General features: G+C 68.5%; 12 protein-coding genes. 6 read left to right on the forward strand and 6 right to left on the reverse strand.

Annotated features, from left to right (window positions below):
- The first annotated feature begins 12 nt into the window (after window positions 1-12).
- The 3 genes from dapE to EGT29_RS15570 all read left to right on the forward strand — a co-directional run bounded on the left by dapE (window position 13) and on the right by EGT29_RS15570 (window position 4,170).
- Window positions 13-1,143: a succinyl-diaminopimelate desuccinylase gene (gene dapE / locus EGT29_RS15560; RefSeq protein ID WP_124689835.1), complete on the forward strand. Its 1,131-nt coding sequence runs from the start codon at window positions 13-15 to the stop codon at window positions 1,141-1,143.
- Complete coding sequence (prmB, locus tag EGT29_RS15565) at window positions 1,140-2,024, forward strand: 50S ribosomal protein L3 N(5)-glutamine methyltransferase (RefSeq protein ID WP_124689836.1); 885 nt, start codon at window positions 1,140-1,142, stop codon at window positions 2,022-2,024. Before dapE ends, prmB begins: the two co-directional genes overlap by 4 nt.
- Window positions 2,025-2,259: 235 nt before the next feature.
- Entirely contained in the window at window positions 2,260-4,170 is a 1,911-nt protein-coding gene (locus EGT29_RS15570) for an ABC-F family ATP-binding cassette domain-containing protein (protein WP_124689837.1), read from the forward strand.
- Between the two features lie 32 nt (window positions 4,171-4,202).
- Here the strand turns inward: EGT29_RS15570 and EGT29_RS15575 are convergent, their stop codons facing one another.
- From EGT29_RS15575 to EGT29_RS15600, 6 genes are all read right to left on the reverse strand, one after another.
- Window positions 4,203-5,654 (reverse strand): NAD-dependent succinate-semialdehyde dehydrogenase, encoded by a 1,452-nt coding sequence (locus EGT29_RS15575; protein ID WP_124689838.1) that lies wholly within the window; start codon window positions 5,652-5,654, stop codon window positions 4,203-4,205.
- Between the two features lie 36 nt (window positions 5,655-5,690).
- Window positions 5,691-6,614 carry a tripartite tricarboxylate transporter substrate binding protein gene (locus EGT29_RS15580; protein ID WP_238160005.1) on the reverse strand — a complete coding sequence of 308 codons (924 nt, stop codon included), beginning with the start codon at window positions 6,612-6,614 and terminating at the stop codon, window positions 5,691-5,693.
- A gap of 96 nt (window positions 6,615-6,710) precedes the next feature.
- Entirely contained in the window at window positions 6,711-8,210 is a 1,500-nt protein-coding gene (locus EGT29_RS15585; RefSeq protein WP_124689840.1) for a class I adenylate-forming enzyme family protein, read from the reverse strand.
- A gap of 7 nt (window positions 8,211-8,217) precedes the next feature.
- Window positions 8,218-8,775, reverse strand: a complete 558-nt coding sequence (locus tag EGT29_RS15590; RefSeq protein ID WP_124689841.1) for a MaoC/PaaZ C-terminal domain-containing protein — start codon at window positions 8,773-8,775, stop codon at window positions 8,218-8,220.
- A 5-nt stretch (window positions 8,776-8,780) separates the two neighbouring features.
- The gene (locus tag EGT29_RS15595; protein ID WP_124689842.1) at window positions 8,781-9,230 is read right to left on the reverse strand and encodes a MaoC family dehydratase; all 450 of its coding nucleotides are present in this window, start codon (window positions 9,228-9,230) and stop codon (window positions 8,781-8,783) included.
- A gap of 18 nt (window positions 9,231-9,248) precedes the next feature.
- Complete coding sequence (locus tag EGT29_RS15600; RefSeq protein WP_161567829.1) at window positions 9,249-10,043, reverse strand: IclR family transcriptional regulator; 795 nt, start codon at window positions 10,041-10,043, stop codon at window positions 9,249-9,251.
- Between the two features lie 212 nt (window positions 10,044-10,255).
- Between EGT29_RS15600 and EGT29_RS15605 the strand changes: the two genes are divergently transcribed.
- Genes EGT29_RS15605 through EGT29_RS15615 form a run of 3 tightly spaced genes read left to right on the forward strand, consistent with a single transcriptional unit; the run spans window position 10,256 to window position 12,569 of the window.
- The gene (locus EGT29_RS15605) at window positions 10,256-10,651 is read left to right on the forward strand and encodes a RidA family protein (protein WP_238160008.1); all 396 of its coding nucleotides are present in this window, start codon (window positions 10,256-10,258) and stop codon (window positions 10,649-10,651) included.
- 35 nt (window positions 10,652-10,686) lie between these two features.
- Window positions 10,687-11,646 carry a tripartite tricarboxylate transporter substrate binding protein gene (locus EGT29_RS15610; RefSeq protein WP_124689845.1) on the forward strand — a complete coding sequence of 320 codons (960 nt, stop codon included), beginning with the start codon at window positions 10,687-10,689 and terminating at the stop codon, window positions 11,644-11,646.
- A gap of 8 nt (window positions 11,647-11,654) precedes the next feature.
- On the forward strand, window positions 11,655-12,569 hold the full coding sequence (locus EGT29_RS15615) for an ABC transporter substrate-binding protein (protein WP_124689846.1): 915 nt from the start codon (window positions 11,655-11,657) through the stop codon (window positions 12,567-12,569).
- The last annotated feature ends 24 nt before the right edge of the window (window positions 12,570-12,593 follow it).

Below are 12,593 nucleotides of genomic sequence, written 5' to 3' on the forward strand. Positions count from 1 at the left end.
GCCGCGTCCAACATGACCACCTCCGTTCTCTCCCTGGTCGAAGACCTTATCCGCCGGCCTTCGGTCACCCCCGTCGACGAGGGCTGCCAGGCCCTGCTGATCGACCGTCTGACGGCCCTGGGCTTCGCCTGCGAAACCGTCGAGGGCGGCGGCGTGGTCAATTTCTGGGCGCGGCGCGGCAACGCGGGCCCGCTGGTGGTGTTCGCCGGCCACACCGATGTCGTGCCCCCCGGTCCGCGTGAACACTGGAACACCGACCCCTTCGTGCCGACCGTGATCGACGGCATGCTGTACGGCCGCGGCGCGGCCGACATGAAAAGCTCGATCGCCGCCTTCCTGGTGGCGGCCGAGGAATTCGTCGCGCACCATCCCGACCACCCCGGCTCGATCGGCCTGCTGATCACCTCCGACGAGGAAGGCCCGGCCGTCCATGGAACGGTGAAGGTCTGCGACATGCTGGCCGCGCGCGGCGAAACGCCCGACTACTGCATCGTGGGCGAGCCCACCTCGTCCGCCCAGCTGGGCGACACCATCAAGAACGGCCGCCGCGGCTCGGTCTCGGGCCGCCTGACGGTCAAGGGCATACAAGGCCACGTGGCCTATCCCGAAAAAGCCCGCAACCCCATCCATCAGGCCGCGCCCGCGCTGGCGGAACTGGCCTCCACCGAATGGGATCGCGGCAACGAGTACTTCCCTCCGACCACGTTCCAGATCTCCAACTTCCACAGCGGCACCGGCGCCACCAACGTCGTGCCCGGGGAAGCTGTAATCGACTTCAACTTCCGCTTCTCCACCGCCAGCACGGTCGAGACGCTGAAGACCCGCGTCCACGACATTCTCGATCGCCACGGACTCGAATACGGCATCGAATGGTCGGTCTCCGGCCTGCCCTTCCTGACCCCGCGCGGCACGCTGTGCACCGCGCTGTCCGAGGCCATCGCGGCGGAGCTGGGGATCGAGGCCGAACTCTCGACCACCGGCGGCACCTCGGACGGCCGCTTCATCGCGCGGATCTGTCCCCAGGTGGTCGAGTTCGGCCCGGTCAACGCCACCATCCACAAGATCAACGAGTGCATCGCCGTGGACAGCCTGGAGCCCTTGAAAAACATCTACCGGCGCACGCTGGAAGCCTTGCTCAGATGACATCCCATCCCCTGCGCACCGTGCGCGACCTGATCCGCTATGCCGTGAGCCGCTTCAACGCCGCCGGCATCGCGCTGGGCCACGGCACGCTAGACGTCTACGACGAAGCCGTCTACCTGGTCCTGCACACGCTGCACCTGCCCATCGACCGGCTCGAGCCCTTCGTCGATGCCGCCGTGCTCGACGGCGAGCGCGAGGCCGTGCTGGCCATCATCGATCGCCGCATCGACGAGCGCCTGCCCGCCCCCTACCTGACCAACGAAGCCTGGCTGCGCGGCCGCCGCTTCTACGTGGACGAGCGGGTCATCGTGCCGCGCTCGTACATCGCCGAGCTGCTGGACGACGGCCTGGCGCCGTGGATCGACGACCCCTACGCGGTGGAGTGGGCGCTGGACATGTGCACCGGTTCCGGCTGCCTGGCCATCGCGGCGGCGGAGACCTTCCCGCACGCGCAGGTCGATGCGGTGGACATCTCGAAGGACGCCCTGGACGTGGCCCGCATCAACGTGGACGACTACGGCCTGCAGGACCGCGTGGCGCTGCACCAGTCGAACCTGTTCGAGGCGCTGCCTCCCGCGCAGTACGACCTGATCCTGTGCAATCCGCCCTACGTCAACACCGATTCCATGAACGCGCTGCCGGCGGAGTACCGCCACGAGCCGAGCCTGGCGCTGGCCGGGGGCGCGGACGGCATGGACCTGATCCGGCCGCTGCTGGCCGGGGCCGCCGAGTTCCTGCAGCCCGGCGGCATCCTGGTGCTGGAGCTGGGCTACGAGAAGGGTTATTTCGAACAGGCCTTTCCCCATCTCGATCCGGTCTGGCTGAGCACCTCCGGCGGCGACGACAAGGTGTTGCTGCTCAGGCAGGACCAATTGGTATGAAAGCCCCCCCCTACGCGCTGTCGCGCGCCCCCGATGGTAGACCCCCAGCCGCTACGCGGCAGCCCCCCATGGGGGCTGGGCCCCGCCTTGGGGCGGCCCGGCACCGGGTCCCCGGGGCGAAACCGGCGGACTGGCGGAGCCAGATCCGCGGTTTCCTGGGGTACTGCCAGGCTGATGGAGAACGGCAATTTTGTCGAGCGGCGCGGGCGAGCGTCGAGACAAGGCGGTCCCCGCAGTGATACGAGCATCAGGCATTACGCTTCGGCGCGGCACCAAGGTGCTGCTGGACGGCGCCGACTTCGTGGTCCATCCCGGCGAACGCGTCGGCATCGTGGGCCCCAACGGCGCGGGCAAGTCCACGCTGTTCGCGCTGTTGAACGGCCACCTGGAGCCGGACGCGGGCAGCCTGGACATCCCGGCCAGCTGGCGCATCGCGTCGATCGCGCAGGAAATCCACGAGACCGACCGCGAGGCGCTGGAATTCGTCATCGACGGCGACACGCGCCTGCGCCGCCTGCAGGCCGAGCGGGCCGCGGTCGACGTCGACCGCGAGGGCCTGCGCCTGGCCGAGCTGGAGGCCGAACTGGCCGACGCGGGCGCATTCTCGGCGCAATCGCGCGCCGAGCAGTTGCTGGTCGGCCTGGGTTTCTCGCAAGAGGAATTCCGCCAGCCGGTGGCGAGCTTCTCGGGCGGCTGGCGCATGCGCCTGAATCTGGCGCGCGCGCTCATGGCGCCGTCCGACCTCCTGCTGCTGGACGAGCCCACCAACCACCTGGACCTGGACGCCATGCTGTGGCTGGAACGCTGGCTGGCGGCCTACCCCGGCACCGTGCTGGTGATCTCGCACGACACCGAATTCCTGGACGCGGTGGCCCGGACCATCCTGCATTTCGACCAGGGCAAGCTGGTTCGCTATAAGGGCGGCTACGAGGACTTCCTGACCCAGCGCGCCGAGCGCCTGCGGCAGAACCAGATCGCCTACGACAAGCAGCAGCGCGAGGCCGCCCACCTGCAAAGCTTCATCGACCGCTTCAAGGCCAAGGCCAGCAAGGCCAAGCAGGCCCAGAGCCGGGTCAAGGCGCTGGCGCGGATGCAGGTGCTCGCGCCCATGCGCGCCGCGGCGGGCATCGACATCAGCATCCCCTCGCCCGACCACATGCCCGATCCGCTGCTGTCGCTGGACGGCGTGCGCGCGGGCTATCCCGCCGCTCCCATCCTGGACGGCGTCAAGCTGTCGGTGCGGGCCGGCGCGCGGGTGGGCATCCTGGGCGCCAACGGCGCGGGCAAGAGTACGCTGGTCAAGACCCTGGCCGGCGAAATCGCCCCGCTGGACGGCGAGCGCAAGGAAGCCCGCGGCCTGGCCGTCGGCTACTTCGCCCAGCACCAGCTCGACATGCTGGATGCCGAGGCGACGCCCCTGCTGCACCTGGCCCGCCTGGCCCCCGAGGCGCGCGAACAGGACCTGCGCAACTACCTGGGCGGCTTCGGCTTCTCGGGCGACTTCGCGCTGGCCAAGGTCGGCCCCATGTCGGGCGGCGAGAAGGCCCGCCTGGCGCTGGCGCTGGTGGTCTGGAAGAAACCCAACCTGTTGCTGCTGGACGAACCCAGCAACCACCTGGACGTCGACACCCGCGAGGCGCTGACCGAGGCACTGGCCGAGTTCGAGGGCACCATGCTGCTGGTCTCGCACGACCGCCATCTGCTGCGGACCACCGTGGACAGCTTCTGGATCGTCGCCGACGGCGGCGTGCACGAATTCGACGGCGACCTGGAGGACTACCGCGACTGGCTGGCCAGCCGCCAGGGCGGCAGCGCGGCAGCGTCATCGGCCGCCGCCACGTCCGCCGAGGGCGGCGTCGATCGCAAGACGCAGCGCCGGCTCGAGGCCGAAAGCCGCCAGCGCCTGTCGACCCTGCGCAAGCCGCTGGAGACCCGGCTCAGGAAGCTGGAAGAAGACATGCAGAAGCTGGAGGCGCGCAAGCGCGACCTGGATCAGCTCATCGCCGATCCCGGCCTGTACGACGATGCCCGCCGTGACGAATGCCGCAGCGTGCTGGCCGAGCATGGCGACCTGCAGAAGCGGCTGGGCGAGATCGAGGAGGCCTGGCTGGGCGTGCAGGAAGAACTCGACGCCATCCAGGCCTGAGGCGTCCGCGCGGACGCCTCGGCCCGCGAAGCCTAGACGTTCATCACGCTGACGGCGCGCGTGTTCAGGTAGGCTTCCACCGCTTCCGGGCCCCCTTCCGAACCGAAACCCGAATCCTTGATCCCGCCGAACGGCATCTCGGCCGTCGGGATGGCCGGCATGTTGACGAACAGCATGCCGACCTCGACCTTGCGGGAAATCAGGTCGGCATTCTTCAGCGAACTCGTGAAGGCGTAGCCGGCCAGGCCATACGACAACCGGTTCGCCTCGGCAATCGCCTCGTCCAGCGTGTTGAAGGCGCGAATGGCGGCAACCGGCCCGAAGGGTTCGTCGTTGAAGATGCGGGCATCGAGCGACACGTCGGACAGCACGGTCGGCTCCCAGAAATTGCCGACCTCGCCGATGCGCTTGCCGCCGGCCAGCACCTGCGCGCCCTTCTGGACCGCATCATCCAGGAAGCTGGACATGGCCGTCAGGCGGCGGGGATTGGCCAACGGCCCCATCTGCGTGCCCTCGGCCAGGCCATCGGCCACGCGCAGGCCCTTCGCCCACTTCGCCAGCTCGGCGGCGAATTCGGCGCGCACGCTTTCATGCACCAGGAAACGCGTCGGCGAGATGCAGACCTGGCCGGCATTGCGGAACTTGGCGCCGCCGGCGGACTTGACCGCCAGGGCAACGTCCGCATCCTCGCAGACGATGACCGGCGCGTGGCCGCCCAGCTCCATGGTCACGCGCTTCATGTGCTGGCCCGCCAGCCCGGCAAGCTGCTTGCCGATCGCGGTCGAGCCCGTGAACGTGATCTTGCGGATGGCCGGATGCGGGATCAGGAAACCCGAGATCTCGGCGGGATCGCCATACACCAGCCCCAGGACGCCCGGCGGCAGGCCGGCATCCTGGAACGCGCGGATCAGCGCGGCCGGCGCGGCGGGGGTTTCCTCGGGCGCCTTGACCACCACCGAGCAGCCGGCAGCCAGTGCCGGCGCCAGCTTGCGCACCACCTGGTTGATCGGAAAGTTCCAGGGCGTGAAGGCCGCCACCGGCCCGACCGGATCCTTGAGCACCATCTGGCGCTGCGCCAGGCTGCCGCGCGAGGGCACAATGCGGCCGTACACCCGGAAACCTTCCTCGGCGAACCACTCGATGATGTCGGCGGCGGCCAGCGTCTCGCCCTTGGCCTCGGCCAGCGGCTTGCCGTTTTCCTGGGTCATCAGCGGCGCGATCTCGCCGGCGCGCTCGCGCATCAGTCCGGCGGCCTTGCGCATGATCTCGCTGCGCTTGGCGGCGGTCATGCCGTTCCAGGTGGCGAAGCCCCGCTGCGCCGCCTCGACGGCCTGCTCGAGGTCGACGCGCCCGGCGTGGGCCACGCGGCCGATTTCCTTGCCGGTCGCGGGATTCACCACGGCAAGGGTCTTGCCATCGGCGGCATCCTTCCACTTGCCGTCGATGAAGAGTTGGGTATCCGTATAAGTCGTAGCCTGTGTCATCTCTATCCTTCCTTTGCGTATCGCGGCAGTGCTGCCCTACTCCGCCTTCATGCCCGTCTGCCTGATCAGCTCCGACCACTTGGCGAGTTCCTTGCTCACCTGCTCGCGCAGTTTCTCCGGGCTTCCGCCCACCACGTCCGCGCCCAGCTTTGCGTAGGCCTGCTTGACCTCAGGCATCTGCAATATCCGGTTCACCGCCTGGTTGATGTCGGTGACGACTGGCGCCGGCGTACCATGAGGAGCATAAAGCGCAAACCAGCCTGATGCATCAAAACCCGGAAAAGTTTCCGCCACGGTCGGGATGTCCGGCGCTTCCGCGCTGCGCTGCGGGCCGGTCACGGCCAGCGCGCGCAGCTTGCCCGCCTTGACCAGCGGCAGCGACGACGGGATGCCGTCGAACATGATCGGCACCTGCCCGCCCATCACGTCGGTCAGGGCCGGGCCGCTGCCCTTGTAGGGAATGTGCTGGATGCTGATCCCGGCCGTCCGCTTGAACAGTTCCCCGAACATGTGCGGCGTGGAGCCCTGGCCGGGCGCGGCCGAGCTGTACTTGCCGGGGTCGGCCTTGGCCATCGCGATGAGTTCGGCCAGCGTCTTCGCCGGGAAGGATGGATTGACGACCAGGATGTTGGGCGAGGTCGTCACCCACACGATGGGCTCGAAATCCTTCACCGGATCGTATCCGGGCTTGTCGTACAGAAAGGGATTGATGCCGTGCGTGCCGCCGGTCGTGAACAGCAGCGTGTAGCCGTCCGGCGCCGAACGGGCCACGAACTGGGCGCCGATGTTCCCGCTGGCGCCGCCCTTGTTCTGCACCACCACGGCCACCTTCAGTTCCTGGCCGAGCTTGTCCGCCAGCACCCGCCCCGTCACGTCGGTCGGCCCTCCCGGGGGGAAGGGAACGACCAGCTGGATCGGCCGGGACGGCCACGCTTCCTCGGCCGGCGCGGGCGCCGCCATCACAAGCAACCCGCTCGCGCAACATGCCGCCAACATCACCTTGCGTATCATCTTGTCTCCTGGGTCCCGCAGCCGGGACATTCGTTGTCATGGGAATCAGACGGCTTCCCTCAGGTCGCGCTTCAGGACTTTTCCGTTGGCGTTCCGGGGCAAGGCCGCAAGAAACCGGTAGGCCTTCGGGCGCTTGTAATCCGCCAGCAGGGATTTGCAGAGTTCCTGCACGCGCCGCTGCACCTGCGCCGCATCCGCCGCGTCCTTCAGCACCAGGAACGCCGTGGCCGCCTCCCCCCACCGCTCATCCGGCACACCGACCACCGCGCATTCGCGCACGTCCTGCTCGCGCAGAAGGACCTCCTCGATTTCGATCGGGTAGATGTTCACCCCACCGCTCTTGATGACGTCCTTGCGCCGGTCCACCAGGTAGAGATAGCCGTCCTCGTCCAGGTAGCCGATATCGCCCAGCGTGCACCATTGCCCGTCGCTGACCTCGGCCGTTTTCTCCGGCGCCATGAAGTACCCGGCGAAAAGAGTCGGTCCGCGCAGCCAGATGTCGCCGACCACCCCGGGCTCGGTAACGATCCCGCGCCGTTCGTCGCGGATCTGGACCTCGATCCCGGCAATGGGCAGGCCCACGCAGCGCGGCCTGGCAGACTGGCCTTCGGGACGAAGGTTGGTGACCACGCCCGCCTCCGTCGCTCCGTAGAAATCGTGCAGGGCGACGCCGGGGAAGCGTTCCTGCACGCGCGTCCTGGTGCGTGTGGACAGGGGCGACGCGCCGGAGATCAGCATCCTCAAGGTCCGCGCCGTCCCACCGTCGAGCGTCGTTTCCAGGACGCGTTCCAGCATGAAAGGCACCATGAAGGACCACGTCACGCCGTGTCTGGCGATGACCGATGCCGCCGACACCGCGTCGAAGCTGTCCAGGACCACGACCGAGCCCCCCACCGCAAGCTGCGCCAGCGTGAAGGTGAAGGGCGCGGTGTGGTGGAAGGGTCCGCAATGCAGCGCGACGTCCCCGCTGCCGATGCCGAACTCCGTCGCCCAGTAGAGATAGGCGAGTGCACGATTGCGCTGGGTGACCATGGCACCCTTGGGCCTGCCGGTGGTGCCCGAGGTGTAGCCGAGATAGAAAAGATCGTCTTCCCGCGCCTCGGGCGGCACCCAGGCGTCCGAGGCCCGGGCGATCATCGCCTCGAGCTCCGGCCCGCGGCGTATGGTGCGCACCGAGCCGGGCAGCGCGGCATCCGCGACCTGCGGGTCGAACCGCGTGTCGCAGACGAGCGCCTTCGCCCCGCAGTCCTCGACCTGCCGGCGCAGTTCGCTGCCCGTGTAGCGGTAGTTGACGGGCACCATGCATAGCGCCCCTTTCGCGCAGGCTGCCGCGATCGCGATGTAGTCCGCGCAGTTGGGAAGCATCACGGCCACCCGGTCGCCACGCGCCAGGCCGGCGGCCATCAGCCCCTGCGCGATGGCCGCGGCGCGGCGATCCAGCTCGGCGAAAGTGAGCGTGGCATCGCCGTGCCGCACCGCCACCCGCGCGCCGTGCCGCCGGGCCACGAGGCCCAGGGCACGCTGCACCGTAACGGGCACGGACACGCGGCGCTCAACCGATGACACGATGCTGCACCAGGTAGGGCCGCTTCAGCTCGGCCTTGATGGCGAGCGGCCGGTGCGGCAGGACGGCTTGCGCTTTGCCCGTGTGGGTCACCTCGCCTTGCTGGTTCACCGCTTCCAGCTCGAACTCCACCAGGTTGTCCTCGTCGTCGACCCACTTGCGCGTGACCTTGGCGCGGCAGGTCAGGGAGTCGCCGGGGCGGACGATGATCGTCGCCCGGGTGGAGAACATCCGCAGCGGGCGGTCCCACAGGAAATCGGTCAGCAACTGCCCCAGGAAGCCCATGCCTATCATGCCGTGGGCGAAGACACCGCCCATGCCGCCGATGTCGCGGGCGATGTCCTCGTCCACGTGACTGGGGTTGAAGTCGCCCGAGGCGCCGGCGAACTTGGCGATCTGCAGGCGGGTAATGGCGGGCTTCACGAGCTCCAGGGCCAGGCCGATGTCGATGTCCTCGAAGTACGGGCCGGCCTTGGCGGCCGGCAGCTCCGTGCCGACGGGAACGGCCAGGCGTTGGGAAACCTCCAGGGAAGAATAGGCATTCATGTCGTTCACTCGTCCCGTACGAAAAAGAGTTGGGTGGCTTCGACGAGGCGCTCGTCGTCGTGGTTCTTCAACTTGATCAGCACCGTGAAGTAGCTGACCTCGCCGTAGGTCTTGCTCTGCTTGCGGCCGGCCTCGATCACCTTGATCTTGTGCAGGATGCGGTCGCCGGGGCGGACGGGCTTGTAGTAGCGGATCACCTGTTCGCCATGCAGCAGCAGCGGCAGGTCGACTTCGGTTTCCGACAGCACCAGCGCCGTCTTGAAATCGCGGAAGCAGTTGATGAAGGTGGGCGGCGCGACGATGCCCCCGTTCCCGCTGGCGCCGGCCGCGTCGGCGTCCAGGAACAACGGGTTGTAGTCTCCCAGGACGCTGCACAGGGCATCGATCCTGTCCTGGGTCACCACGGCCTCGGACCAGGGCGTCTCGGCGCCCAGGGCATTCAGATTGATAGGCAAAGCATCCTCCTTGTTGGATCAGGCGAAAGTCCGTTGCGGAAATTGCGCGACCTTGACCGAGAGCTTCTCGGCGCAGGCCTTGGTGCTCTTCTCGATCAAAGAGCGTTGCCCCGCGTCGACGACGTGGAGCGGAAACACGCAGGAGACGGCGGCGATCACCTCGCCCGCGCGCGACATCACGGGGGCGGCCACCGCGCCGGCCCCAAGCGTGTTCTCGCCCCGGTTGTGCGCGGCACGTTCGCGGCGGATGCGCGCGAAGCCGCGCTCCATCTCCGCCATCGTGGTGATGGTCTGGGGCGTCAGCGCCTTGAAGCCGCTCGCCCGGTAGGCAGCGCGCATCAGGCCGGGCTCGGACAGTGCCATGAAGAGCTTGCCGGCGGCGGTCGCGTGCAGCGCGCGTTCGTCGCCGACGCGCATGATCACCCGCAGCGCGCTGGGGCTCTCGACGGTGGCCACCACCAGGATCCGCTCGCCCTTGCGCACGCTCAGGTGCACCGAGTGATGCGTCTGGGCGACGAGGTCGGCCAGCGACGGGCCGGCGACGTCCGCGAGGCTGTTCGGATGGTGCGAGAACAGCGAGCCGATGCGAAAGGCCGCCGACCCCACGCGCAGGCGGCCGGTGACCGGGTTGCTTTCGATCATGCCCCAGGCCTTGAGCGTCGCGGCGATGCGCGAGACGACGCTCTTGTGCATGCCCAGGCGCTCGGCCAACTCCGTGACCCCGAGCTCGGGGCGGTCCTGCGTGAAAGCCGTCATGATCTGCATGGCCTTGTCTATCGTCTTGCGATGGCTGGCCGGCGAGGTGCTGTTCATCCGAAGCCCTGTCTGGATACGCCGGCGACCATCCGGTTGCGATGGACGGGATACTAAGACTCGCGCCGCCGGCTGTAGACGTGAGTTGCCCATATGGCAACCGACTTTGGACGTCCCGTCAGCTTTGCGTAAACCCTGACTCCATATATCTTTACATTAAGATTCTTAATGATAAGATAACTACACATTCCACCCTCCCCAGGACATGCATCGTGCAAGCCAGGATCACCCGCCTAGAAGGCACCCCCTACCAGCAGCAACGCGCCTTTTCGCCCGCCGTCGTCTCGGAAGGCGGACGCACCATCTGGCTCGCCGGGCAGACCACCACCGAGGACGCGCAAGGCCGCGACATCTCAGGCCAGTTCGAGGCCCAGGTGCGCGCCTGCTTCTCGCTGATCCAGGGGACCCTGGCCCGTTGCGACGCGGACCTGCGCAACCTGGTCTGGATGACCGTGTTCATCGACGATCCCCGGCACGGCGACCGCTTCGTCGACATCCGCGCCGAATTGCTCGGCAGCACCGGCTTTCCCGCCAGTACCCTGATCACGGTGTCGCATTTCGCCCGTCCGGGCATCGTGGTCGAAATCCAGGCCATCGCCGTGGTCTGATCCCCACCCCGCCCCGCGCCACCCAGGAGACTTCCATGTCAGGCCGCGCCTTGCTTGCCCTGTTCGCCAGTTCGCTTTGCCTTGCCGCCCACGCGGATACCTATCCCAGCCGGAACGTCACGCTGGTCGTCACCAGCGGCCCCGGCTCCTCGGCCGACATCCTGTCCCGCATCATCGGCGTGGACCTGTCCCGCCGCCTGGGGCACACCGTCGTCGTCGACAACCGGCCGGGCGCGGGCGGCAACATCGCCGGCGAACTGGTCGCCAAGGCGCCCGCCGACGGCCATACGCTGCTGCTGGCCTCGATCAGCACGCACGGCATCAACCCCTGGCTGTACGCCCGCATGCCCTTCGACCCCGTCAAGGACTTCAAGCCCATCGGCACGGTGGCCTCCAATCCCAACGTGCTGGTGGTGGCGGCCAAGTCGCCCATCCGTTCCATTCCCGATCTCGTCGCCGCGGCCCGCAAGACGCCGGATCTCGCCTACTCGTCCGGCGGCAGCGGCACCTCGCAGCATCTGGCCGGCGAGATGTTCGCGTCGCAGGCCGGCATCAAGCTGATGCACGTGCCCTACAAGAGCGCGCCGCAAAGCATGAACGCGGTGCTGGCGGGCGACGTGGCCATGACCTTCCTCAGCGTCCCCGTCGCCGCCGGCCAGATCCAGGCCGGCCAGCTGCGCGCGCTGGGCCTGACCTCGGCCCGGCGGCTGGCCAGCCTGCCGGACGTTCCCCCCATCGCCGAACAAGGGCTGCCGGGTTTCGACGTCTCGGCCTGGTTCGGCCTCGTGGCTCCGGCCGGCACCCCGCAGCCCGTGGTCGACAAACTCAACCGCGTATTGCAGGAAACCCTGCGGGAGCCCGCGGTGCGCGAAAAGCTCGAAGGCCAGGGCATGGAAATCCTGGGCGGCACGCCCGAGGCATTCGCGCGCCTGATACGCAGCGAGATCGACCGCTGGGGCCCCGTGGTCCGCGCCTCCGGCGCCGCCGTCAACTGAGGCCCGCCATGGCGATCGCTCCCCTGCGCGTGGCCGTGTTCGACGGCGGATGGAACCTGCCCTTGTGGGCCGGCATCGACCAGGGCTTCTTCGCAAGCCATGGGGTTTCCATCGAACTTCGCTACGTCGGCGGCTCGGCCGAACTGGTCGAGCGCCTGCTGCGCGACGAGGTCCAGGTCGCCATCGCCGGCATCGACAATCTCGTGGCCTACCAGGAGGGCCATGCCCGCATCCCCGGCATCCGTCCCGACCTGGTGGCCTTCCTGGGCGGCGACCGGGGCTTTCTGAGCCTGGTCGCGGCGCCCGGCATCCATGGCTACGACGACTTGCGCGGCCGGACCCTGTCGGTGGACGCGCTGTCCACCGGCTTTGCCTTCGTGCTGCGCGAGCTGCTGGCCACCCACGGCATCCCGGCCGATGACGTGGAGATCGTGCCTGCCGGCGGTACCAGCCAGCGCTACGCGGCCCTGCTGGCGGGCCGGCATGCGGCCACGCTGCTGCGCACCCCTTATGAATTGCTGGCGCGGGAGGCCGGCTGCCGCATCCTGCCGGGCGCGGACTGGCTGGACGACTACATGGGATCGGCCGCCTTCTGCCAACGCGCCTGGGCCGCCGCATCGAGCGATACGCTCAGGGCGTTCGCACGCGCCTACCGGGCCGCGATGGACTGGCTCGCCCGGCCGGACACCGGCCCGCGCGCCGCCGCCCTGCTGCGCGAGCACGCGCCCGATCTCGATCCGGCACTGAGCGAGCGCGCCCGCGACGTACTGCTGGCCCCCGCCACCGGCCTCATCCGCGACCTGCGCCCCAGCATGGCCGGCATCGCCACCGTGCTGGCGCTGCGCAACCGCCACGCGGGCCAGCCCAAAGCGCTGGACGACCCGGCCCGCTACGTGGACCTGAGCCACCTGCCGCCGGCGTGAACCGGCTGCGCGGCTCGTGATAGA

Origin of the sequence: Pigmentiphaga sp. H8 (genome assembly GCF_003854895.1) — a bacterium.
Classification (GTDB): Bacteria; Pseudomonadota; Gammaproteobacteria; order Burkholderiales; family Burkholderiaceae_B; genus Pigmentiphaga.

What these genes read in the sequence shown, in the direction of transcription:
- EGT29_RS15590 (WP_124689841.1), bottom strand. Translation starts at nt 8,775, where the DNA reads ATGAATGCCTATTCTTCCCTGGAGGTTTCCCAACGCCTGGCCGTTCCC.
- prmB (WP_124689836.1), top strand. Translation starts at nt 1,140, where the DNA reads ATGACATCCCATCCCCTGCGCACCGTGCGCGACCTGATCCGCTATGCC.
- EGT29_RS15610 (WP_124689845.1), top strand. Translation starts at nt 10,687, where the DNA reads ATGTCAGGCCGCGCCTTGCTTGCCCTGTTCGCCAGTTCGCTTTGCCTT.
- EGT29_RS15580 (WP_238160005.1), bottom strand. Translation starts at nt 6,614, where the DNA reads ATGGCGGCGCCCGCGCCGGCCGAGGAAGCGTGGCCGTCCCGGCCGATC.
- EGT29_RS15600 (WP_161567829.1), bottom strand. Translation starts at nt 10,043, where the DNA reads ATGAACAGCACCTCGCCGGCCAGCCATCGCAAGACGATAGACAAGGCC.
- dapE (WP_124689835.1), top strand. Translation starts at nt 13, where the DNA reads ATGACCACCTCCGTTCTCTCCCTGGTCGAAGACCTTATCCGCCGGCCT.
- EGT29_RS15575 (WP_124689838.1), bottom strand. Translation starts at nt 5,654, where the DNA reads ATGACACAGGCTACGACTTATACGGATACCCAACTCTTCATCGACGGC.
- EGT29_RS15615 (WP_124689846.1), top strand. Translation starts at nt 11,655, where the DNA reads ATGGCGATCGCTCCCCTGCGCGTGGCCGTGTTCGACGGCGGATGGAAC.